15 protein-coding genes and 2 pseudogenes are annotated in these 22,042 nt (G+C 70.5%); 5 read left to right on the plus strand and 12 right to left on the minus strand.

Translation table 11 applies throughout. The annotated features are described in order from the left end of the window. Positions 1-92: 92 nt before the first annotated feature. Complete coding sequence (locus ACFU3E_RS14570; protein WP_384156649.1) at positions 93-2,258, plus strand: RecQ family ATP-dependent DNA helicase; 2,166 nt, start codon at positions 93-95, stop codon at positions 2,256-2,258. A 312-nt stretch (positions 2,259-2,570) separates the two neighbouring features. Continuing rightward, complete coding sequence (locus ACFU3E_RS14575; protein WP_384156652.1) at positions 2,571-3,179, plus strand: hypothetical protein; 609 nt, start codon at positions 2,571-2,573, stop codon at positions 3,177-3,179. Positions 3,180-3,458: 279 nt separating this feature from the next. Here ACFU3E_RS14575 and ACFU3E_RS14580 read toward each other — a convergent pair whose 3' ends face one another. From ACFU3E_RS14580 to ACFU3E_RS14590, 3 genes and pseudogenes are all read right to left on the minus strand, one after another. Continuing rightward, the gene (locus tag ACFU3E_RS14580; protein ID WP_384156655.1) at positions 3,459-4,088 is read right to left on the minus strand and encodes a hypothetical protein; all 630 of its coding nucleotides are present in this window, start codon (positions 4,086-4,088) and stop codon (positions 3,459-3,461) included. A gap of 68 nt (positions 4,089-4,156) precedes the next feature. Beyond that, positions 4,157-4,858: a ribonuclease HII gene (locus tag ACFU3E_RS14585; RefSeq protein WP_384156658.1), complete on the minus strand. Its 702-nt coding sequence runs from the start codon at positions 4,856-4,858 to the stop codon at positions 4,157-4,159. Positions 4,859-4,985: 127 nt separating this feature from the next. After that, positions 4,986-5,326 (minus strand): annotated as a pseudogene (locus tag ACFU3E_RS14590) (TetR-like C-terminal domain-containing protein); the annotation flags it as partial. A 9-nt stretch (positions 5,327-5,335) separates the two neighbouring features. On the opposite strand from ACFU3E_RS14590, the pseudogene ACFU3E_RS14595 reads away from it, so the two are divergent. Then, positions 5,336-5,945: pseudogene (locus ACFU3E_RS14595) on the plus strand (MFS transporter); the annotation flags it as partial. Positions 5,946-6,319: 374 nt separating this feature from the next. Here ACFU3E_RS14595 and ACFU3E_RS14600 read toward each other — a convergent pair. The 3 genes from ACFU3E_RS14600 to ACFU3E_RS14610 all read right to left on the minus strand — a co-directional run bounded on the left by ACFU3E_RS14600 (position 6,320) and on the right by ACFU3E_RS14610 (position 8,743). Continuing rightward, positions 6,320-7,225: an ADP-ribosylglycohydrolase family protein gene (locus ACFU3E_RS14600; RefSeq protein WP_384156661.1), complete on the minus strand. Its 906-nt coding sequence runs from the start codon at positions 7,223-7,225 to the stop codon at positions 6,320-6,322. Positions 7,226-7,237: 12 nt separating this feature from the next. Next, positions 7,238-7,897: a histidine phosphatase family protein gene (locus tag ACFU3E_RS14605; RefSeq protein ID WP_384156664.1), complete on the minus strand. Its 660-nt coding sequence runs from the start codon at positions 7,895-7,897 to the stop codon at positions 7,238-7,240. Positions 7,898-8,137: 240 nt separating this feature from the next. Further along, complete coding sequence (locus ACFU3E_RS14610; protein WP_384156666.1) at positions 8,138-8,743, minus strand: YdbC family protein; 606 nt, start codon at positions 8,741-8,743, stop codon at positions 8,138-8,140. A gap of 155 nt (positions 8,744-8,898) precedes the next feature. Between ACFU3E_RS14610 and ACFU3E_RS14615 the strand changes: the two genes are divergently transcribed. After that, complete coding sequence (locus ACFU3E_RS14615) at positions 8,899-9,432, plus strand: TerD family protein (protein WP_384156669.1); 534 nt, start codon at positions 8,899-8,901, stop codon at positions 9,430-9,432. Between the two features lie 83 nt (positions 9,433-9,515). Here ACFU3E_RS14615 and ACFU3E_RS14620 read toward each other — a convergent pair whose 3' ends face one another. Together ACFU3E_RS14620 and nrdR are read right to left on the minus strand one after the other, a co-directional pair. Then, complete coding sequence (locus ACFU3E_RS14620; protein WP_384156671.1) at positions 9,516-12,413, minus strand: vitamin B12-dependent ribonucleotide reductase; 2,898 nt, start codon at positions 12,411-12,413, stop codon at positions 9,516-9,518. Between the two features lie 162 nt (positions 12,414-12,575). Then, positions 12,576-13,136, minus strand: coding sequence for a transcriptional regulator NrdR (gene nrdR / locus ACFU3E_RS14625; protein WP_384156674.1), 561 nt, complete (start codon positions 13,134-13,136; stop codon positions 12,576-12,578). 621 nt (positions 13,137-13,757) lie between these two features. Here nrdR and lexA point away from each other — a divergent pair. Beyond that, entirely contained in the window at positions 13,758-14,537 is a 780-nt protein-coding gene (gene lexA, locus ACFU3E_RS14630; protein WP_030845416.1) for a transcriptional repressor LexA, read from the plus strand. Positions 14,538-14,736: 199 nt separating this feature from the next. Here lexA and ACFU3E_RS14635 read toward each other — a convergent pair whose 3' ends face one another. The 4 genes from ACFU3E_RS14635 to ACFU3E_RS14650 form a co-directional block, all read right to left on the minus strand. After that, positions 14,737-16,713 carry an ATP-dependent DNA helicase gene (locus tag ACFU3E_RS14635; RefSeq protein WP_384156678.1) on the minus strand — a complete coding sequence of 659 codons (1,977 nt, stop codon included), beginning with the start codon at positions 16,711-16,713 and terminating at the stop codon, positions 14,737-14,739. Between the two features lie 215 nt (positions 16,714-16,928). Then, positions 16,929-17,654 (minus strand): GNAT family N-acetyltransferase, encoded by a 726-nt coding sequence (locus tag ACFU3E_RS14640; protein WP_384156817.1) that lies wholly within the window; start codon positions 17,652-17,654, stop codon positions 16,929-16,931. Between the two features lie 403 nt (positions 17,655-18,057). Next, positions 18,058-20,046 carry an IucA/IucC family protein gene (locus ACFU3E_RS14645; RefSeq protein ID WP_384156681.1) on the minus strand — a complete coding sequence of 663 codons (1,989 nt, stop codon included), beginning with the start codon at positions 20,044-20,046 and terminating at the stop codon, positions 18,058-18,060. 222 nt (positions 20,047-20,268) lie between these two features. After that, complete coding sequence (locus ACFU3E_RS14650; RefSeq protein WP_384156684.1) at positions 20,269-21,738, minus strand: aminotransferase class III-fold pyridoxal phosphate-dependent enzyme; 1,470 nt, start codon at positions 21,736-21,738, stop codon at positions 20,269-20,271. Between the last annotated feature and the right edge of the window lie 304 nt (positions 21,739-22,042).

Genomic DNA, 22,042 nt, shown 5'->3' on the forward strand with positions numbered 1-22,042 from the left:
GTCCAGTCAGGGACACGCCAGTCACGCCCCGCGCGTCCCCAGCTCTCGGTGCGCCTCCCCGGATGTCAGTGCCGTCCTGTTGTATGGAACGCATGGAGCACACGAGCAACGCGGAACTCCGGGCGGCTGCCGACGCGGTCCTCACCCGTCTCGTCGGAGACGTCTCGGGAGAGGCCAGGCTGCGCGAGGATCAGTGGCGGGCCATCGAGGCGCTGGTCGCCGACAGGCGCCGTGCCCTGGTCGTCCAGCGCACGGGCTGGGGCAAGTCCGCGGTCTACTTCGTGGCGACCTCGCTCCTGCGGGCGCGGGGCAGCGGTCCCACCGTCATCGTGTCCCCCCTGCTCGCGCTCATGCGGAACCAGGTCGAGGCGGCGGCTCGGGCCGGAATCCACGCGCGGACCATCAACTCGTCCAACACCGAGGAGTGGGATGCCGTTCAGGACGAGATCGCCGCGGGCGAGGTGGACGTCCTGCTGGTGAGTCCCGAACGGCTCAACAATCCGGACTTCCGGGACCAGGTGCTGCCCCGGCTCGCGGCCGCCACCGGGCTTCTGGTGGTGGACGAGGCCCACTGCATCTCCGACTGGGGCCACGACTTCCGGCCGGACTACCGCCGGCTGCGCACCATGCTCGCCGACCTCCCACCCGGTGTGCCGGTGCTCGCGACCACCGCCACGGCCAACGCGCGCGTGACGGCCGATGTCGCGGAACAGCTAGGCACCGGCGGGAGCTCGGACGCCCTGGTGCTCCGGGGCCCGCTGGACCGGGACAGCCTGAGTCTGAGCGTGCTGCGGTTGCCGGACGCCGCGCACCGTATGGCCTGGCTCGCCGAGCACCTCGACGAATTGCCGGGATCCGGAATCATCTACACCCTCACCGTGGCCGCCGCCGAGGAGGTCACCGCCTTCCTCCGGCAGCGGGGGCACACGGTCGCGTCGTACACGGGCAAGACGGAGAACGCCGACCGTCAGCAGGCCGAGGAGGATCTGCTCGGCAACAAGGTGAAGGCTCTGGTCGCGACCTCAGCGCTGGGTATGGGCTTCGACAAGCCCGACCTGGGCTTCGTGGTGCACCTGGGCTCGCCCTCCTCCCCCATCGCCTATTACCAGCAGGTGGGGCGCGCGGGACGAGGTGTGGAGCATGCCGAGGTGCTCCTGCTTCCGGGCAGGGAGGACGAGGCGATCTGGAAGTACTTCGCGTCGCTCGCCTTCCCCTCGGAAGACCTGGTGCGCCGCACACTCGACATCCTCGCGCATGCGGAGAAGCCGCTGTCGCTGCCCGCCCTGGAACCTCTGGTGGAGCTGCGCCGCTCCCGCTTGGAGACCATGCTCAAGGTCCTGGATGTGGACGGAGCGGTCAAGCGCGTCAAGGGCGGCTGGATCGCGACCCGGCAGCCGTGGACGTACGACGCCGAGCGGTACGCGTGGGTGGCACGTCAGCGCGAGGCCGAGCAGCAGGCCATGCGCGCGTACGCGTCGACGACCGAGTGCCGTATGGAGTTCCTGCAGCGCCAGCTGGACGACGAGGCCGCCAAGCCGTGCGGCCGCTGCGACAACTGCGCCGGTCCGCGCTTCGCCGCCGGCACCTCCGAGGAGGCGCTGGACGCCGCGCGTGTGGACCTGGGCCGGGCAGGTGTCGAGGTGGAGCCCCGCCGGATGTGGCCCACCGGGCTGCCGGCGATCGGAGTGGACCTCAAGGGACGCATCCCGACCGCCGAACAGGCCGCGTCGGGACGCGCACTGGGAAGGCTGTCGGACATCGGATGGGGCAACCGGCTGCGCCCCATGCTCGCGCCCCGGGCCCCCGACGGGCCCGTGCCCGACGACGTGGCGAAGGCCGTGGTGGACGTACTGTCCGACTGGGCCAGGGGCCCGGGCGGCTGGGCCCCGGGGGCACCGGAGAGCGGACCGCGCCCGGCCGGCGTCGTCACCGTCGCCTCGCGCACGCGACCTCAGCTGATCAGCTCTCTCGGGGCGCGCATCGCCGAGATCGGCAGACTGCCGTTCCTGGGAGCCGTGGAGTACACCGGTGACGCGCACCCGGGCTCCCGGAGCAACAGCGCCCAGCGGCTGAAGGCACTCGACGGGGCTCTGGCCGTGCCGCCCGCCCTCGCGACCGCCCTCGCGGAGGCCCAAGGCCCGGTCCTCCTCGTGGACGACTACACCGAGACCGGCTGGACCCTCGCGATCGCAGCCCGCATGCTCCGCCGCTCCGGCGCGCAGGGTGTGTTGCCGCTGGTGCTGGCCGTGCAGGGCTGACGGCGAACCCAAGGCGGAGCCGCTGCCCCCGCGCACACCTCTGGACGCCGTACACCCCCATGACGTACGAACGTGTCGTGCTCGAACGCCCCATGGGTGGTCCGGCGACACACGCGGTGGGGATATTAGCCGCGCATCATCTGATAACGGTCGGCTGCCCCAATTGCTCGTTGCCGCATTCAAGTTCGACAGGAAGAATTGAGGTCCGCTCCCGCACGGCTCGCCGGCCGCTCCGGTAGGGCTTCGCTGCGGTGCGCGCTCCCAGGAATCCGACCCCGCCCGCAGTGTGGGCGCGTAGCCGAAGGGAGGACCGTGACCTTCGGATTCGCTCCGGCCTCGGCAGCGGCGTCGACGTCCGCCGCTTCCGCCAACCGCTTGCTCGAACCCGCGGAATGGGCCGCCGCCGGGATCCCACTCCTGCGCAACCCCCGTGAGATCGTCAGCGGACTGCACGCCCGCCACCATCCGCAGCCCGCGACGGCTGTCGTCGCCGTGCTCGACCCGGACGAGCGGCTGCGGGCGAGTGCCTCGTTCGTGCGCCGTCCGGCCCCGGCCGACGGGTGGATGTTCCGCAACGCGCTGCTCGCGCAGCTGCGCCGGGTCATCCCGCACGATCTGCGCCGCCGCACGCCGGTGCGCACCGCGGTGCTGCTCTACTGCCGTGCGGGCGACGCGCGTTGGACGGAGGAGGACGGCGCGTGGATGTGGGGACTGCGCGACGCGTGCACCCTGCACGGGCTGCGCTGCGGGGCGTACATCACGCTGACCCGTGACGGCTGGCAGGTCCTCGGTGAGGGCCGGGGCGGACGCCGCCCGCACTCGGCCTCGGCACCGGAGCCGTTCGCCACGTCGGAGGCACCGCCCATACCGCGCACCGGCGGCGCCTCCGAGGTACTGCGCCGCGCAGCGGCGGCACGCTGAGTCCCGGAGAGACCGTTCCGCACGGATCCGGGACCGCGGACCGCCGCACGGCACACGTCGGCTTCTTCGACGGGCAGCCGGATCGAGCACTCCGAACCCGCCTTGGCCGAGCCGCGAGCAGGGCGGTCTGCCACAGAAGCACAGCGCTCCCCAGGCCGGCCAAGACTTCAGGGGCACGGTTTCCGCCTTCCGGGCGTGGTGAACCACCCGCCGTGCGGCGCCGCAGCAGCGGCGCCTCAGGTCTCCCCCCGGTGTCCTACCGAGCGCTACGGCAAGGGCTCAGACGCCCGCGCCCAGCACCGAGTTGATCCGCTGCGGGTCGCCACAGACGATCAGCAGGGCGCCGGCCCGGGAGTGGGCCAGGGACAGGGCGCTCACGGCTGCGGCCTCGGGACCGCCGTTGACGGCGACCACGACCACCGGACGCGACGCGGCGCGGGCCGCGATGGCAGCGTCCGTGTAGAAGACGTCGTCGCCGGCGTCGTGCTGGGCCCAGTAGGAGCTTTCACCGAAGGACAACTCGTGGGCCGCCCACGGGTGCTGCTCCCCGGTCGTGATCACCAGGACGTCGCCGGGGGCACGACCGGAGTCCAGCAGCAGGTCCACGGCCTCTTCGGCGGCGTCGAGGGCCCCCTCCACGGAAGCCGGGATCAGCTGGATCTGCGGGGTGGCCGGAGCGGCGGCGCCGGCGGCGGGACCCGACGGAGCGGGCTTGGCGGCCACCTCGTGCGGCGTACGTTGCACCGGCGGCGCCGGCCGGAGAGGGCCGGGGCGACCGGGGCGCGACGGAGCCGCGGGACGGGGGCCGGGTACGGGACGTGGGGTCGGCGCGGTACGGCCGCTGGCCGGAGTGGCGCGGGGACCCTGGGCACTCTCGTGAATCTGAGGCTCCTCGGGAATGAGAGGCATGGGTTGATATTAATCAAACGTTGGTACGACCCGCATCGGCGGGTGGCGCACGCGTGCGATCGAAACCGTCAGAAATCGAAGCCGAGCTGACCCTCAACTTCCGGAACGCTTCCGTCCGCCCAGCTGCGGACCTTCTTGAGATGCCGCCACTGGGGCAGCGCATCAAGATACGCCCACGACAACCGGTGGTAGGGGGTGGGGCCCCGCTCCGCCAGTGCGGCCTTGTGCACGGGCGATGGATACCCGGCGTTGTCCGCAAAACCGAAGTCTGCATGGTCGATACCCAGTTCGGCCATCATTTTGTCGCGCTGGACCTTGGCGATCACCGAGGCCGCGGCGACTGCCACGCAGGACTGGTCGCCCTTGATCACCGTACGGACCCGCCAGGGCGCGCCGAGATAGTCGTGCTTGCCGTCGAGGATGACCGCGTCGGGACGGACCGGCAGTGCGTCCAGCGCACGCCCCGCCGCAAGCCGCAGCGCGGCCGTCATCCCCATGGCGTCTATCTCCTCCGGGGAGGCATGCCCAAGCGCGTACGACGTCACCCAGGTCCGCAGCTCCTCGGCGAGGGCGGTACGTCGCTTGATGGTGAGCAGCTTCGAATCCGTGAGTCCCTCGGGCGGGCGGCGCAGTCCGGTGATCGCCGCGCAGACGGTGACGGGGCCGGCCCACGCGCCGCGCCCCACCTCGTCGACACCTGCAACGATCTTCGCTCCGGTCGTGGCCCGAAGGGAGCGCTCGACGGTGTGAGTAGGCGGTTCGTACGGCATGGCGCCCCTAGATTACGCCGCCCGGAAGCGCCTGCGACACCCCGGTCTGCCGCGGCGGCGTCACGGCCCGCGACACACCGAGTCGGGCATCGTGCAGCCGCGGCGTCAGGGCCCCTCGACCACAACGTCAGGAACAGTGCGGCCGCAGCAGCAGAACCATCAACTGGTCGTTCTTCTCATCGACTTCACGATCCTGCCATTCACAGCCGCACATCCTGGAGCGGTACATCATCATGGGCGGTATGGCGTCGAAGAGATAGCCGTTCACAGCCTCCGGGCGCACCTCTCCTCGCTCAATACCCCGGTCGAAGACCTCCCGCCACATCTTCATGGTGGGCTCACAACCCCCTCGAAGATCCCGCCACGGAGACGTTCGGCCTGCACTGTGTCGCATTCGTGAATCACCGAGCGAAGCGCGAACCCAGGGCGGGAGAACATCGCGTCGGGGAATGGCGTCGCACTCCGACAGCCCGGCGCCTCGTGCTGTTCGTGCGGAACGCGCTCGCGTACAGCCCGATCGAGGCCGGGCTCGCCTTCCTCGCGTGCTCCGCACCCGCGATGATCGGACTGGCCTGGCAGGCTCTCATCGACTCCGACAGCTCGTACGTCGGCGGGGTCCAGGCCCGATACTGGTGTTCGGCTTCCGCATGGGGCTGAACTTCGTGACGCTGACGCTCACCGCCCTCCCGGGTGTCGCCCCGCACGAGGCGGGCATGGTGTCCGGGCTCCTCAACACGACACAGCAGGCGGGCGGATCGCTGTTGTCTGTCCATCCCCGCGACGGCCTTCGGCAAGGCGACCGAGGACGAGCGACGGCCTTCGGCACGGTGACCGAGGACGAGGCGGAGAAGCAGCTTCCGCGGTTCATGGCCGAAGGGGCTGCCGAACAGAAGGCGGAGTCCGCCAGGACGCAGCAGTTGCCCGCGCCGTGGGGGCACGAGGTGCTGTCCCAGGGCGGGCGCATCTCGACGCCTTCATCCCGGCAGCCGCGATGGCCGCACTCGCCCTGGCCACGGTCTGGCTGGCGCTCCGGGTCCGCAAGAGCGGCCTTGAGGCACTCTCGGGCTCCGCCCGACCGCGGCTCGGCTGCCGGACCGCGAACCGGCTCCGGCGGCTCGCCGGCGGGCACGACGTGGACTCGCCGGCGGCCTGCGGGCCGGGTTCGCGACCGGCTGCGGGTGGCAGGGACGCATAAGAGGGACGGACGGTGAGGGCAGCAGCGCGGCCGTGGTCCACGCTCGCCCCCAGGACGCGCCACAGCACCCCACCAGCGGGCCAGAACAGCGAGCAGAACCTCCATGACCACCCCCCCTTCACGCTCCCGCACGGACGTCCGGCGTGTGCGCTTCCCGACGGCTCGCGCAACGGATGTCAGGAGAACGGGCGACCGGTCACGGAGAGTTCCCGATGTGCACCGAGATGCACACGGAGAGTGTTCTAAAGGGACAGGAGTCCTGACCGTCAGGCCGCCGTGGGCACCCAGTCCGGGAGCGGCTCCGTCCGCTCGACCCACTCGGCGGGCGGTGCCCCCGCCTTCCCTGCGGCGATCACACCCCCGACGATGGCGCACGTGGTGTCGACGTCCCCGCCCACCTGGGCGGTCGTCCAGAACGCCTGCTCGTAGTCGCCAAGGCTTCTCGCGGCCGACCAGAGAGCGAAAGGCACGGTGTCGTGGGCGGTCGTACGCCGCCCGCACCCCAGTACCGCAGCGACCGTGCCCGGGTCGCCGTAGTCGAGCATGTCCCGGGCGCGGCGCAGTCCCGCGCCCACGGCGCTCTTCGGTACCAGGTCGATGACCCCGTCGAGGAGGGCTCCGGCGCCGGGCGGTCCGTCAGGGGCTGCGGCGTAGGCGGCTGCCGCGGCGACGGCCATGGCGCCCACGACGGCCTCGCGGTGCTGATGGGTGGTGTAGGCGGAGATCTCCGCCTGGTGGGTCGCCTGTTCCGGATCGCCCGCGTACCACGCGCCCAGCGGGGCGATCCGCATCGCCGCTCCGTTGCCCCAGGATCCCTGCCCCTTGAAGAGCGCCGCGGCGAGTTCCCGCCAGTCGCCGCCCTCCCGGACGAGCCGCAGCAGGCGGTTGACCGCAGGACCGTAGCCCCGGTCGAAGTCGTGGTGCTCGGCGAAGGAGCGGGCCAGGGCGTCCTGGTCGATGCGGTGGTGGGCGGCCAGGACCGCGACGACCGAGCCTGCCATCTCCGTGTCGTCCGTCCACTGCCACGGCGCGGACGGCACCTCTCGGCGCTTCAGCATCGGGTAGTTCACCGGCACGAAGTACTGGGAACCCAGGGCGTCTCCGACGGACAGTCCGCGCAGGGAGGCCAGGGCGCGGTCCAGGCGCACGTCGGGGGAGGAATCAGCGGTCATCGCCCTGCCACTCTATCCGGAGATCCCGTACGGCTCGGGATCTCGCCAGCGGTGGAACGGCCGGTCGAGCGTGTACTTGCCGTCGCCCCCCAGAACGAGCATCCGCACCTCACCGTTCCCCGGATTCGACAGCGACTCGAACTCGGCGACCGTCCAGTGGAACCACCGCATGCAGAACAGCCGCATGGCCAGGCCGTGGGTGACGATGAGGACGTTCGGCGGGTGGTCGGGGTCCTCGAAGCTGCGGAACAGGCTCTCCAGGAAGCCGCCGACCCGGTCGTAGACATCGGCGCCGGACTCGCCCTGGGCGAAACGGTAGAAGAAGTGGCCGTATGCGTCCCGGTAGGCCTTCTGGAGGCGAACCTCGTCCCGGTCCTGCCAGTTGCCCCAGTCCTGCTCGCGCAGCCGGGGTTCCTCGCGCACCCGTATGAGTCCGGGGTCGAGGTGGAACGCGCGCAAGGTCTCGTGCGTACGACGGTACGGGGAGACGTACACGCTGACGCGCTCCTCGCCGAAGACCCGGCGCAGCTGCTCACCCGTCGCCTCCGCCTGCCGTCGGCCGCGCTGGGTCAGCGCCAGGGCATGGTCGGGTTCACGCTCGTAGACGGAGTCATCAACATTGCCCGTCGACTCGCCGTGCCGGACAAGGACGATGCGCCGTGGTCGTGCCATGCCAAGACCCTAGATCGGGGGAGGGCCGGTGGAGCACTCCCACCGCCCCCATACAGCGTAGGTCACACGATTCCTGCACCACACATCACAATGATCGCATGCACGTTCGACCAGAACAGCTCCGTCCGAGCCCGAGAGTCCCACCACCCGGGGTCACAGCACCCATGCGTCACGACACCGTGCGTCACAACACCCAAGCACTCCCGGAGCACTCCGGAGCGCCGTCCACACCGCGCGGCATCAGACCGTCCAGCTCGACTCCATGTCCACGACATCTCCGGTGAGCGCCTTCACGTCCGCCTCCGTCTGGGCCCTCAGCGCGAGCCGCTCCACGCGTTCGGTGCGGTACTTGCCGTGTTCGGCTGCCGACCGCCACATGGACAGCACCAGGAACTCGTTCCCGGGGGCCTCGCCGAACAGTCCGCGCACCATGCCGGGCGAGCCGGCCATCGCCGGATTCCAGACCTTCTCCTGCATCAGCACGAAGTGCTCGGCCCTCTCCTCGTGGATGCGGCAGAGCGCCACGCGCAGCAGGTCGGCGTCCGTGAAGCGCGGTTCGAAACCGGTCTTCACGTCGAAGCGGTAGTCGAAGAGTCTGACCTGGGCGTCCTTGAACGTGCCCGCCTGGGTTGACGCGAGCCGGTCGTGCGACCTTGCCATGAAGGAGTCGTAGAAGGCACGGCTCTCCCAGAACGCGAAGATGTGCGCCACGTCCTGCCGCCCCCGGCTCCAGCCACCCCCCTGCCCGCGAAACCCCGGCTCCCCCAGAAGCCCCGCCCACTTCCGCTGCCCCCGCTCGAAACCGCGGCGGTCCACCACGGTGCAGCGAATCCACTTGACCAGCACCGCGCCATGGTAAGGCCACGGAGCGTGGCGTCGGTCACTCCCGGGTGGACCGCTACCCCACGCGCGCACCCACGCACGTGGCAGGATGGACAAACAGTCATGAGGGCCCGGCAGTTGGGGCCAACGGACGGGTCGGTGCGGGGAAGGGGACTCTGGTGGACGGGCTCAACAAGGGGCTTCGCAAGGTCGAGATCGCGGTGCGGTGGGATCCCAGCCCGGCGGGGCAGGCGTCCACCGATCTGGACCTGGTCGCGGCGACCTACATGGCGGACGATCCGCACGGTGATCCCGCGTACGTGGTGCACTTCGACAGCCGCTCCCCCGACGGCACCATCACGCTCAACCGGGACAGCAAGGACGGCCAGGGCTTCGGCTACGACGAAGTGATGACACTGGAACTCGACCGGCTCGACGTCCGGTACGCGCGCGTGGTGGTCGGTGTCGTCATCCAGCAGCGCCCGGCGGAGCGCACCTTCGTCAGTGTGGGCAACCCCGGACTGCGCATCCGCGAGGGGTACACCGTCCTGACGGAGGACGACTTCGGCGGCGTCCTGGGGGCGACGGCGGCGACGGTCGCGGAGTTCACCCGGGACGGCTCCGGCCCGTGGGGCTTCCGCTCCGGACTCCGTGGTTTCGAAGGCGATCCCGTGGACTTCACCAGGACGATGGGTGCCGCACAGCGGCCCTGACCTCGCCGCCGACGAGGCAGGTACGACGAGAGGGGCACCGCCCGCGGGCGGTGCCCCTCCGTCATCGGCTCAGGCGCCCGGCGTCAGCTGCAGCCGCTGGTCGAGCCGCAGCCCTCGCAGATGTAGCAGGAACCGGCGCGCTGCATCTTCGTACCGCAGGAGAAGCACAGCGGGGCGTCGGCCTGGATGCCCAGCTGCATCTCCACCAGTTCGGCACTGGTGTGGGCCTGCTGCGGGGCGGGCTTCACCGCCTCGTCGGCCTTCGGAGCGGAAACGGCCTTCAGCTCCTGGGCGCGCGGCGCCGACTGGGCGAGGCCCTCGACGTCGACCTCGTCATCGCCCATGGTCTGCTCGTACGAACCCGTCTCCAGGTGACGCTGGCGCTCCTCGGCGGAGTGGATGCCGAGCGCGGAGCGCGTCTCGAAGGGCAGGAAGTCCAGCGCCAGGCGGCGGAAGATGTAGTCGACGATCGACTGAGCCATCCGCACGTCCGGGTCATCCGTCATACCGGCCGGCTCGAAGCGCATGTTGGTGAACTTCGAGACGTACGTCTCCAGCGGCACGCCGTACTGGAGGCCGACGGACACCGCGATGGAGAAGGCGTCCATCATGCCCGCGAGGGTCGAGCCCTGCTTGGACATCTTGAGGAAGACCTCGCCGAGACCGTCGTCCGGGTAGGAGTTGGCGGTCATGTAGCCCTCGGCGCCGCCGACGGTGAAGGACGTGGTGATACCGGGACGTCCCTTCGGCAGGCGCTTGCGGACCGGGCGGTACTCGACGACCTTCTCGACCGCGGTACGGATCGTCTCCTCGGCCTTCTCGGTGATCTCCGCCTTCTCCTTCTCCTTGGTCTTGGCGGAGAGCGGCTGGCCGACCTTGCAGTTGTCGCGGTAGATCGCGAGCGCCTTGACGCCGAGCTTCCACGCCTCGAAGTAGATCTCCTCGACCTCCTCGACGGTCGCCGTCTCCGGCATGTTGACCGTCTTGGAGATGGCGCCGGAGATCCACGGCTGGATCGCGGCCATCATGCGGACGTGACCCATCGGGGAGATGGCGCGCTCGCCCATGGCGCAGTCGAACACCTCGTAGTGCTCGGGCTTGAGGCCGGGGGCGTCGATCACGTTGCCGTGGTCGGCGATGTGGGCGACGATCGCCTCGATCTGCTCTTCCAGGTAGCCCATGCGGCGCAGGGCCTGCGGGACGGTGCCGTTGACGATCTGCATCGAGCCGCCGCCGACCAGCTTCTTGAACTTGACCAGCGCGAGGTCGGGCTCGACGCCGGTGGTGTCGCAGGACATCGCCAGGCCGATGGTGCCGGTCGGGGCGAGCACGGACGCCTGGGAGTTACGGAAACCGTTCTTCTCGCCGAGGCGCAGCACGTCCTGCCACGACTCGCTGGCGGCGGCCCACACCGGGGTGTCCAGGTCGTCCATGCGGACGGCCTTGTCGTTGGCGTCCGAGTGCTGCTTCATGACGCGCTGGTGGGCGTCGGCGTTACGGGCGTAGCCGTCGTACGGGCCCACGACCGAGGCGAGTTCGGCGGAGCGCCGGTACGCCGTACCCGTCATCAGGGAGGTGATGGCACCGGCGAGGGAGCGGCCCCCGTCGGAGTCGTAGGCGTGGCCGGTGGCCATCAGCAGGGCGCCGAGGTTGGCGTAGCCGATGCCGAGCTGGCGGAACGCACGCGTGTTCTCGCCGATCTTCTGGGTCGGGAAGTCCGCGAAGCAGATCGAGATGTCCATCGCGGTGATGACCAGCTCGACGACCTTCTGGAAACGCTCGGCCTCGAAGGACTGGTTGCCCTTGCCGTCGTCCTTCAGGAACTTCATCAGGTTCAGCGAGGCAAGGTTGCAGGACGTGTTGTCCAGGTGCATGTACTCGCTGCACGGGTTCGACGCGGTGATCCGGCCGGACTCGGGGCAGGTGTGCCAGGTGTTGATGGTGTCGTCGTACTGGATGCCGGGGTCGGCGCAGGCCCAGGCGGCCTCGGCGATCTTGCGGAAGAGCGCCTTGGCGTCGACCTCCTCGATGACCTCGCCGGTCATCCGGCCGCGCAGCCCGAACTGGCCGCCCTGGTCGACCGCCTTCATGAACTCGTCGTTGACACGGACCGAGTTGTTGGCGTTCTGGTACTGGACGGACGTGATGTCGTCGCCGCCCAGGTCCATGTCGTAGCCCGCGTCGCGCAGGACGCGGATCTTCTCTTCTTCCTTGACCTTGGTCTCGATGAAGTCCTCGATGTCCGGGTGGTCCACATCGAGGACGACCATCTTGGCGGCGCGGCGGGTGGCGCCACCGGACTTGATCGTTCCTGCGGAGGCGTCGGCGCCGCGCATGAAGGAGACCGGGCCGGAGGCGTTGCCGCCGGAGGAGAGCAGTTCCTTGGAGGAGCGGATCCGGGAGAGGTTCAGGCCGGCGCCGGAGCCGCCCTTGAAGATCATGCCCTCTTCCTTGTACCAGTCGAGGATCGACTCCATGGAGTCGTCGACGGCCAGGATGAAGCAGGCGGAGACCTGCTGGGGCTGCTTGGTACCGACGTTGAACCAGACAGGGCTGTTGAAGCTGAAGATCTGGTGCAGGAGGGCGTATGCCAGCTCGTGCTCGAAGATCTCGGCGTCGGCGGGCGAGGCGAAGTACTTGTGGTCCTCTCCGGCCTTCCGGTACGTCTTCACAATGCGGTCGATCAGCTGCTTGAGGCTGGTCTCCCGCTGCGGGGTGCCCACGGCACCGCGGAAGTACTTGCTGGTGACGATGTTGACCGCGTTCACCGACCAGAAGTCGGGGAACTCCACGCCGCGCTGCTCGAAGTTGACCGAGCCGTCGCGCCAGTTGGTCATGACGACGTCACGGCGCTCCCAGGCCACCTCGTCATAGGGGTGGACCCCCGGGGTGGTGTGGATGCGCTCGATACGCAGGCCCTTGCTCGCCTTGGCGCTCTTGGCGCGGGAACTCCGTGCCGGACCGCTCGCCGTCTCTGTCATGCCGCCTCCCTGTACGGGCGAAAACGCCCTGAAGTGCCCCGTTGTTCCCGTGGCACGGTGTTCTGTCTGGTGTTGCGGGCACCCACTCGCGTCGCCCGCAACAGGTCTTCATCGCCGCCGCCCGGCCGGGCCCGGAGCTGCCTTCCGGGTCCGGCCCACCGGTCAGTCGGCGGCGCCTGCGGGCTCGGGGACCTGTTCCGCCCTTCCGGGCCCGCGGTCGTCTTCCTGGCTCCCCGCAGCCGCGTCCTCGCGGTCTCCGTCGTCCGCGTGGAGGTGCCCCGTCTCCGCCCTGAGCTCCTCGATGGCCGCCTCGAAGTCGTCGAGCGAGTCGAACGCCCGGTAGACGGAGGCGAATCGCAGATAGGCGACGAGGTCGAGCTCCTGCAACGGGCCGAGTATGGCCAGCCCCACGTCGTGGGTGGTCAGCTCGGCGCTCCCGGTGGCCCGCACCGCCTCCTCGACCCGCTGGCCGAGCTGGGCGAGCGCGTCCTCGGTGACGGGCCGTCCCTGACACGCCTTGCGCACACCATTGATGATCTTCGTACGACTGAAGGGCTCGGTGACTCCGGACCGCTTCACCACCATGAGCGAGCACGTCTCCACGGTCGTGAAACGACGGGAGCAGTCAGGGCACTGGCGGCGCCTGCGGATCGATGTGCCGTCGTCGGTCGTACGACTGTCGACGACACGACTGTCGGGGTGCCTGCAGAAGGGGCAGTGCATGAATTCCCAACCCTCCTCACAGCAGACTCAATAGCCTCGCCGGGCCTCCTGCGCCCCACGAAGCAGCCCCCAGCATAGGCGATGACCATGGGCCTCGAGACCCGGGGGACCACAACTTCTGGGCCGCTGCCGCAATCCAACCACTAGATGTGGGGATTGGCTCATACATCCACGCCGTTCCAGCGTGTCGCGCGCGGAGGCGCAGGCGACGCGCGGCAGGCCGAGCCGCACCGACTCCGCGCGCCTCCGGAGGCACCGCCGCCGACGGCCTCACCCTGGACGCGACCGCGCCCGTTCCTGCACAGCCATATCGCTGCGGCACATGCGGAGATACCGTGGGCGCCGCGAGGAGGGGACGTGGGACTCCCGCACAGATGAGGGCTGATCCCGGGGCAGGGGAATGCCGGATGGCAGACTGGGACACCGCCCACGAGGCGATCACCCCGGCGGTGAAGAGTACAGCAATGGGCGCTTTTGCCCGCCAGGCGACGCGGCTGCCAATACACCCGGACACATGATCGCGTCCGATGATTCGCGATTTTTCACTCGAACGTGTGTTTGGCGCAACCTTTCGAAAGCAACTACCGTTGTCCAGCAGGGAGACCATCGAGAGGGGCCGACGTGACCACCACCGCAGACAGTGCCGCCATCACTGCCCAGGACCGCTCCCAGGGCCGACTGGAGCCGGTGCATGCGATGAACGAAGCCACGAACCCTGAGGGGCACAAGCGCTCCCTGCCGGGCCGACCTCCCGGCATCCGGGCGGACAGCTCCGGACTCACCGATCGCCAGCGCCGCGTGATCGAGGTCATCAGGGACTCCGTGCAGCGTCGGGGCTACCCGCCGTCGATGCGGGAGATTGGTCAGGCCGTCGGCCTCTCCAGCACCTCCTCCGTCGCACACCAGCTGATGGCACTGGAGCGCAAGGGCTTCCTGCGCCGCGACCCGCACCGCCCGCGCGCGTACGAGGTGCGCGGTTCCGACCAGGCCGCCTCGGTGCAGCCGACGGACACCGCGGGCAAGCCGGCCGCGTCGTACGTGCCGCTGGTCGGCCGGATCGCCGCCGGTGGCCCGATCCTCGCCGAGGAGTCCGTCGAGGACGTCTTCCCTCTCCCCCGCCAGCTCGTCGGCGACGGTGAGCTGTTCGTCCTGAAGGTCGTGGGTGACTCGATGATCGAGGCCGCGATCTGCGACGGCGACTGGGTCACGGTCCGCCGCCAGCCGGTCGCCGAGAACGGCGACATCGTGGCCGCGATGCTCGACGGCGAAGCCACCGTCAAGCGCTTCAAGCGCGAGGACGGCCATGTCTGGCTCCTGCCGCACAACGCGGCCTACGAGCCGATCCCCGGCGACGACGCGACCATCCTCGGCAAGGTGGTGGCCGTACTGCGGCGCGTCTGACAGCGCGCACCGCGTCCGGTGGGCCCAGCGGGCCCGCCCTCTGACCGGGCCCCGGGACCTCTGCGCCGGTTCCGGGGCCCTGCGCTGTCCAGCAACACGGGTCGGACCTGTGGGCCCGCGCAGGCTCGTGCATGCTGGCACCGCGCAGCTTCATACAGGTGGGCTGGCCGGTGCTCAGCCGCCGGCCAGCCCCCGCATCTCATCCCTCTTCCGTCTGCTGGGCAGCCGCATCGATCGCCGCCAGCGACTTCCGTACCTGGTTACGGTCCGTCGTGAACCAGAAGTCGGGCAGTGACGCCTTCAGGTAGCCCCCGTACCGGGCCGTCGCGAGACGCTGGTCGAGGACGGCCACCACACCGCGATCCCCCGACGCCCGCACGAGACGGCCCGCGCCCTGGGCCATGAGGAGCGCTGCGTGGGTGGCGGCGACCGCCATGAAGCCATTGCCGCCCGCGTCCTCGACGGCCTTCTGGCGTGCGCTCATCAGGGGGTCGTCCGGGCGCGGGAACGGAATCTTGTCCATGACGACCAGCTGGCAGCTGGGTCCCGGGACGTCCACACCCTGCCAGAGCGACAGAGTACCGAAGAGGCAGGTCCTCGGATCGGCCGCGAAGTTCTTGATGAGCTCGCCGAGCGTCTCCTCGCCCTGCAGGAGGATCGGGAACTCAGGGATCCGGGACCGCAGTTCCTCGGCGGCCAGCTGAGCGCCCCGCATCGAGGAGAACAGGCCGAGGGTTCGGCCGCCTGCCGCCTGGATCAGCTCCGTGAGTTCGTCGAGCATGTCCGCGCGATCGCCGTCCCTGGCGGGACGGGCCAGGTGCTTGGCGACGTAGAGGATGCCCTGCTTGCGGTAGTCGAAGGGCGAGCCGACGTCGATGCCCTTCCACTTCGGGACGTCGTCGCCCTCGGTGCCCTCGGGAGCGAGGCCCAGGGAGGCGCCTACACCGTTGAAGTCGCCGCCCAGCTTCAGCGTCGCGGACGTCAGGACAACGGAGCGGTCCGCGAAGAGCTTCTCCCGCAGCAGTCCGGAGACGGACATGGGGGCGACGCGCAGGGAGGCGCCGAAACGGTCGTGGCGCTCGTACCAGACCACGTCCCACTCGGAGCCGTTCGTGATGCGCTCCGCCACGTCGTGCACGTTCTCCACCGAGGCGAGGGCCTGCTTGCGGACGGCGTCCTCGTCCTGAACGGACTTGTCGCGGGTCGCGCCGATCGCGGAGATGACCGTGCGGCACGCATCGCGCAGCGCCATGAGGGCATAGCCGAGGTCCTCGGGAACCTCCTCCAGACGTCCCGGCAGCGCCAGCTCCATCAGCCGTTCGAACCCCTCGGCGGCGGTCTGGAGCTGGTCGGCGGCCTTCTCGTTGACCAGCTTCGCGGCACGGCGCACCGCGCGGTTGACCTGGCCGGGAGTGAGCTCGCCGGTGGCGACTCCGGTGACCCGGGAGACCAGTTCGTGCGCCTCGTCGACGATCAGCACCTCGTGCTGCGGGAGGACCGGGGCGCCCTCGATGGCGTCGATGGCGAGCAGCGCGTGGTTGGTGACGACGACCTCGGCGAGCTTGGCCCGCTCCCGGGCCATCTCGGCGAAGCACTCGGCGCCGTACGCGCACTTCGAGGCCCCCAGGCACTCCCTCGACGACACCGACACCTGAGCCCAGGCCCGGTCCGAGATGCCGGGGGTGAGGTCGTCACGGTCACCGGTCTCGGTCTCGTCGGCCCAGTCGCGCACCCGCAGCAGGTCCTGGCCCAGTTTGCTGGTGGGTGCCGCGGCCTCGAACTGGTCGAAGAGGCCCTCCTCCTCGTCCTGCGGGACACCTTCGTGCAGCCGGTGCAGGCACAGGTAGTTCGACCGGCCCTTGAGCATCGCGAACTCCGGGCAGCGGCGCAGCAGGGGGTGCAGCGACTCGACCGTTCTGGGCAGGTCGCGCTCCACCAGCTGGCGCTGCAGGGCCAGGGTGGCGGTCGCGACGACCACCCGCTCCCCCTGCGCCAGCGCGGGCACCAGGTAGCCCAGCGACTTGCCGGTACCGGTGCCGGCCTGGACCAGCAGGTGGGAGCCGTCGTCGATCGCTTCCTCGACGGCTTCGGCCATGGCCACCTGACCGGGGCGCTCCGTACCGCCGACGGCAGTGACGGCAGCATGCAGGAGTTCGGGGAGTGAGGGCTTCGTCATAGCGCGACCACCCTACGACCCTGCACTGACAATCGGGCGATCAAGGCCGGGGCGGGGGACGGGATCAAGACCGTGGGCTCCTCGAAGGGGACGGGGGATGGGCGGCCGGCTGCGTGCGTGAGGTCACGACGGAACTGCTCGGAAGATTCGCGCGGCAGCCGGGAACTGCGGCGGCACGGGCCACGTTCAATGAGTGACGGCGCGATGACACAGCGCTACAACAGGTGTCGGAGGGACCGGTCTCGGACCATGAGGGCGGCCCGCTTGGCGGGCAGGTCGACCTCGGCGGAGAACCGGAAGCCGGCAGCCAGGAAAGCGGCGATGGAGGGGGTGTTGCGCATGTCGGGTTCCGCGATGACACGCGCGCAGGAGGGCCGCTGCGCGAGAACGAGGTCGGCCACGGCCCGGAGCAGCAGACCGCCGAGGCCACGCCCCCGGTCGGCGACCCCACCGACCAGGAGGTGGATCCCCGTGTCATGAGGCCTGGCCGGGTAGTGACGGGCCAGCGGGTCCAGATCCGCCCGGTAGATCTCCCAGTAGCTCATCGGTACTCCGTCCAGTACCCCGATGCACGGCACGCTGCGCCCGTCGCCGGCGAGCTGGGCCCTCAGGTGTTCCTCCGTTACCTCCTGCGGTCCGGACAGCTCCCAGAACGCCGCGGCGGCGGGGTCGTTCATCCAGCGGCTGATGAGCGGAAGGTCGCGTTCGAGGCGCGCCGGGACGAGGCGGAACAGGCCTGTGGGCGTGTCGGCCGGACCCCATTCGGCGACGCGGTCGAGGAGGTCGTCCTGGCGGAGAGCGAAGGAGGGGCGGAACGGCTCACCTGCCGCGGCGAGGGAGACGGACTGCGTCCCGGCCCGCTCCCGGCTCCTGGCTCCGTGACCGTCGAAAGTGTCGACCGCGGCCAGGTCGACGAGCTCGTCCGGGAGCCGCAGGTCCATGGTGTCCTCGCTGTGCCCGCCCGCCCGGGGATGCTCGCCCGGCCTCGCTCCGGGATCCGCGTCCGTCCCGCAACGGGAGTCGACGGGACCGAAGCTCCCGGCGACGGTGAGGTCGCCGGTGCAGGCGCCCGGCTCACCACCCGCGACGTCACCGTCGCAGGCACCGGACTCGGCATCGGCGCAGGCACGGTGGTCACCGTCGGAGTCGGAACCCGGCGTGACATCGGAGTCGGCGCGGGACCCGGTGCCGGAGGCCACGTCGGCCATGACGGGGACGGCGCTACCGGTCTCGGCGATCGGGTCGGCGGGAGGCACCGAACGCTCCTCTCGGACAGGGGGTGGGGCATGCCCTCACCAGGGATGAAGGAGGTGGATCAGCTGTGGTCAGGATCGATCGGGAGGGTCAGGAGTGCAGGGGGTTGGCGATGGTGACGTAGACGGACTGGGTGTCGACCGGGCCCACGAGCTCGTCGAGGCCGTGCAGCCGGGTCAGCAGGTTGGCCTTGCAGCGCAGGACGGGCGAGTCGAGCAGCCGGGCGGGCACTGAGGTGCGCAGCCGGGCCGGGCCGGAGGCGACGTCTCCGAGGAAGCGGCGGAAGGCGGCGAGCAGCAGCCGCTCGTCGGCCAGCCCCTGGGAGCCGAACGCGCCGATGAGGCCGAGCACGTTGTTGACCACCAGGTAGTACACGAGCCGTTCGTCGATGACCTCGTCGCAGACGAACGTGTCGCTCCGCTCTCCGATGCCGGGCAACCGGGCGTCGAGGTCCGCGCGCCGGGACTCGCGGTAGTAGTAGCCCTGGTTGTCGCGGTAGTGGCCCCCCGTGGGCCAGCCGTCGGCATCCAGCAGGAGCAGGGTGTTCTGCTGGTGAGCCTCCAGAGCGACGCCGGCCTCTGCGTCCAGCCAGAGGACGGGACGCACCACGTGCGCGAGGTAACGCAGGAACCACTCGGTGGCGACGGCTCCGCGGGGTCGTCCGGTCCGGCGGGCGAGCCGCGTGACGACCCCGGCCAGCCGGGACCGCAGGGCCAGGCCGTGGTTCTCCGGACACCCCGCAGCGTCCTCCGGCGGGGTCGGGGAGCACGGGCGCGGCAGGACAAGGCCGACGATGCAGGAAACGTCGTCCGAGGGGCTGAACGGGTTGTGGCGGATCACCACGTCCAGGCCGGGCATCGGGGCGCCGTCGGGCGTGTCGACGGCGAGCCAGGCCGGGTCCCGAACGATGTCGAAGCCCGGGTGCACGGCCCGCCACTGCGGTGCCAGGCCGCTGCGGAGCAGGCGGTGGACCTCGACGCCGCGGTGGAGTTCCTTGCGGAGGTTCTCGCGGCGGGAGTTGGTGATGCGCAGGCCCAGCGAGAGCTTGAGCATCGCGGGGGCCTGGGTTCGGTAGACGGTTCGTACGGAGGAGGTGGGGTGCCAGTGAGGGCCGTGGGTGCCGAGGTCACGGAGCAGTCCGGTGTCCAGCAGGGCGGCGGTCTCCGGACGGTGCCGGACCTCGTGTGCCTGCCAGGGGTGCAGGGGCAGTAGGGCGTACCCGTCCGGAAGCGCCGGTGCGGTATCGGCGAGGCGGGCGGTGAGCCGGGGCGCGGCGACAGGGCGGCCGCGTTCGGTCCAGGAGGAATCGGTGACGAGGACAGAGGGAGCGACAGCCATCCAGTGCAGTGGGAAGGAGCCGCGTGACTCGGGCGAGTACAGCGGTGCCTCGGCCTCGGAGAGACCTTCGCGGCTCTTCGGCGTGGGGTGCAGGGGGTGTCCGAGGAGGAGTGCCTGCTCGGCGGACAGGAAGAGGTCGGGGCCGTCGGCCGGGCGCTCCCGGCGGTCGGTGACGAAGCGGGCGACACGGCGAAGGGAGTCGGCGACACCCGCGACGAGTCCGGCGCCGTCGCTGTGACCAGCGGTGACGGAACTGGGGGCGCCTGTGGGGAGGGAGTCGTGGGCGCGGTTGGTGCCGGGGCCGTCGGCGGACGTCTCCCTGGTGAGCAGGGCGGCGATCGTGACGGCGTCGGCAGGTGGGGCGTGCTCGGGAGTACCGGCCAGACGAGGAGAGCCGAAGCGGTGCCAACCCGTCGGGGACCAGTAGCGGACCGGGGCGAGGACGGCCGTGCCGGTGGCGGGAAGGGGGATGCGCAGGACGCCGTCGGCCGGGGCGGGCTGGTCGGTCTCGCGCGCCCAGCAGCGCAGCAGGTTCTCCACGGCGGCGGCCTGGGCGACGGCGTGCGGGTCGGGATGCTCCAGGGGGTCAGTGCCATGGCCTTCGCTCAGCCCTTGGGCGGGCTGTGCCGCCGGCCGTTGTCGGGGGACCCACGGGTTGGGCGACGTCCCCGCGGTCAGGGCGCCGACGGGGCCTTGTCCCGGCGTCGATGCGTGGTCGTCGGGGTGGGGGGTGGCGTTCACTGCAGCTACCTCATGGGGTGGTTCCGGATCATGCAGGTGGGGGGCTGTGTGGGCCGAGCAGCTTCGCTCGGCGTGACGGCGGGGCGCGAGGGCGGAGTGCGACCGTGCGGGCGTGCGGGACTCACGGAGCAAAGGCGCCTGTCGGGCAGGTCGGCCTGTGCGCGCAGGCGGCCTGGCGCGCAGGCAGGGCACGCGCTCACACGCCGTAGGGGCTCACCGCGTTCACGGTGCGGCTGCCGTGCCGCCCCCACGGCACCGAGCCGCTGTCCGGACCGCGTCGGCCAGGCGGTCCAGCACGGCGGCCGCTTGTTCATCGGTGAGGGTCAGGGGCGGCAGTAGTTGCACGACGCTCGCGGGACGGCCGCCGAGTCCGACGATGAGGCCGCGCCGCAGGCACTCCTGCTGGACCGCGGCAGCCAGTGCGGGGGCGGCGGGGAGGGGGCGGCGTCCGCTCCCCGGCGTCACCGATGCCGGCACACCGCCATCCGCAGCTCCAGGAGCACCCCAAGAGCCGGAGTTTTCCCTTCCCTCCGGATCCACCAGCTCAACCCCGATCATCAGTCCCCTCCCCCGCACATCCCCCACGCACGCGAACTCAGATGCCAGCTTCCGGAGTTGACCCAGCATGTGTGCTCCCAGGGCCGCCGCGCGCTCGGCTAGGGCGTTCTCCCGGACGTGGGCGAGGGTCGCCGTGCCCGCGGCCATGGCGAGTTGGTTGCCGGGGAAGGCGTCGGCGGGGGTGCCGGGTTCCCAGGTACCGAGGTTCTCGCTGTGGACCACGACGGCCAGCGGCAGGCTGCCGCCGATGGCCTGGGAGAGAACCATCACGTCGGGGGTCACCCCACTGTGCTCCACCGCCCAGAAGGCTCCGGTCCGGCCCACGCCGGTCTGGACCTCGTCGACGATCAGCGGAATGGACCGGTCGGCACTGAGCTGTCGCATGCGCCGCAGCCAGGTGTCCGGTGCGGGGATCACCCCGCCCTCGCCCTGGACGGGTTCGACGATCATCCCGGCGGGCATCGGCACCCGGGACCCGGGGTCGTCGAGGAAGGACTCGGTCCAGCGGGCGGCGAGGTCGGCCCCGCGCTCGCCCCCGGCACCGAAGGGGCAGCGGTAGTCCTGCGGGTAGGGCAGGTGGGCGATCCGTGCGTCATGGGCGTCCGCGGAGGTGTCGTCGAGACCCCTGGCGGCACTTCCGCGGCCTGTGCCGGTGAAGGCCAGGAGACCTCTCCGTCCGGTCACCGCGCGTACCAGCGCACAGGCGGTCTCGACGGCTTCGCGGCCGGCAGGCCCGCAGAACCGGACGCGTGCCCGCTCGCCGAGGCCTGGTGGCAGGGTGCGGAACAACTCGGTGAGGAAGGCGTCTTTGACGGGTGTCGCCAGGTCGAGGGCGTTCAAAGGCGCGCCGGAATCGAGGACCTTGCGGATGGCCTCCAGGACGACCGGGTGATTGTGTCCGAGAGCGAGCGTGCCGGCGCCGGAGAGGCAGTCCAGGTAGCGGCGGCCGTCCGCGCCCTCGATGGTCAGCCCCCGGGCCCGCACCGGAACGATCGGCAGGGCACGGGCGTAGGTCCGGGCAGCGGATTCGCGTGCGGCCTGACGGCGCAGGATTCCCTCGTGCGCCGCGCGCACGATGAGGGCGGTGTCGTCGGCGGCTCCGCCGGAGAGGGATTTCACCTGCGTACCCCCCACCGCGGCCTCCTCTGACGCACAACCCCCATGGGTGGATCCGCCACGACTTCCCTGACCTCCCACTGGGCACGGGCATAGAGGACCGCGCACAGACAGCAGGCCCCACCGCTACCAACCCCGGACCACTCGCGGGGTTACGGGTTGCCTCAAGATCTTTTCCGTGACGGAACTGTTGCGGATCCGTCGGATCGCCCTCACAGCCACCGCATAGTGTGTGGTGCCGTTCCCGGACACCGTGAGGTCGTCCCGAACTTCCCGCATGACAGCGGGAATCGGGATCGAAGCGCCGGTTCGTCCACGTTCG

The sequence above is a fragment of the Streptomyces sp. NPDC057424 genome, assembly GCF_042803315.1.
Taxonomy (GTDB): Bacteria; Actinomycetota; Actinomycetes; order Streptomycetales; family Streptomycetaceae; genus Streptomyces.